This is a genomic window from Dietzia sp. DQ11-44, assembly GCF_014145205.1.
In the GTDB taxonomy this organism is placed as follows: domain Bacteria; phylum Actinomycetota; class Actinomycetes; order Mycobacteriales; family Mycobacteriaceae; genus Dietzia; species Dietzia natronolimnaea.
On record NZ_JAALEC010000292.1, the window covers coordinates 1 to 1,207 of the forward strand.

At 69.0% G+C, this 1,207-nt stretch carries 2 protein-coding genes; both read left to right on the top strand.

Translation table 11 applies throughout. From position 1 onward, the window contains the following. The coding region (locus tag G6018_RS08085; RefSeq protein WP_182609279.1) for a L,D-transpeptidase family protein at positions 1-149 on the top strand (149 nt) is incomplete at its 5' end. A 138-nt stretch (positions 150-287) separates the two neighbouring features. Beyond that, positions 288-1,207: L,D-transpeptidase (locus tag G6018_RS08090; RefSeq protein ID WP_182639347.1), on the top strand; the 920-nt coding region annotated here is incomplete at its 3' end.

The window sequence follows — 1,207 nt, forward strand, 5'->3', positions numbered from 1 at the left end:
GCAACGTCTCCCACGGCTGCATCAACCTCAGCCCCGAGGACGCGGCCTGGTACTACGACAACACCCGCAACGGCGACCCGTTCATCGTGGTGGGCGGCCCGGGACGGCAGTTCGGCGAGTTCGACGGCCAGGGCGACTGGAACTACTGAGGCGGCCACGGGACCGGCCCCCGGCCCACCCCCCGCGGGTCGGGGTGAAACACAATCGATATGGCGCACGACACCCTATGAGAGTCCTCCGCCTAGGCTGAGAGGTACCCCTCGTCTCCGTCGTCCCCAGGAGTAGCAATGACCCGTTCGCCCCGGATCACGGTCCTCGCCTCGATCCTCGCCGCGGCCGCCCTCGTCCTGGGGCTCGCCCCGGCGGCCAACGCGCAGTCGGTGATGCCCCCGAGCCCGCCCGGCATCCCCCAGCTGGAGAACGCGCCGTTGCCCACCCCGCTCATCCCGGGGGTAGGGGCGATGCCGGTCCTGACTTATCCGGTGATCGGTCCCGACCGACCCGCGCCCGAGTACGGCGACGTCAACGTCTTCCCCACGCAGAACGAGATCGTCGGCGTGGCGCAGCCGGTCATGTTCTTCTTCGACCGGCCCATCGCGGACCGGGCCCGCGCAGAGGCCACGCTCGGGATCCGCACCGAGCCCCCGGTGGCCGGGAAGTTCTACTGGGTCAACAACTCCGAGGTGCGGTGGCGTCCGCACTCCTTCTGGCCGGTCAACACCTCGGTCACCGTCTGGGCCGGCGGCAAGCGGCAGCAGGCCTTCCGCACGGGTGACGCGCTGATCGCGGAATACGACGACCGCACCAAGCACATCACCGTGACACGGAACGGCCAGCACGTGCGCACCATGCGGGCGTCGGCGGGGATGCGCGGCTGGGAGACCTACAACGGCGTCTACTACACGGGTCAGCGCGGCCGGAACGTGCGGATGAACTCCGAGGCCTTCGGGCTGCGGATCGAGGACGGCGGGTACGACTCGATCATCAACGACGCCGTCCGCCTGAGCTACGACGGCATCTACATCCACTCCGCCCCGTGGTCGATCGCCGACCAGGGCGTCCGCAACGTCTCCCACGGCTGCATCAACGTCAGCCCCGAGGACGCACGCTGGTACTACGAGAACTCGCGCAACGGCGACCCGTTCATCGTCAAGAACGGACCCGGTCGGCAGTTCGGCGCCTTCGACGGCCAGGGCGACTGGAACTA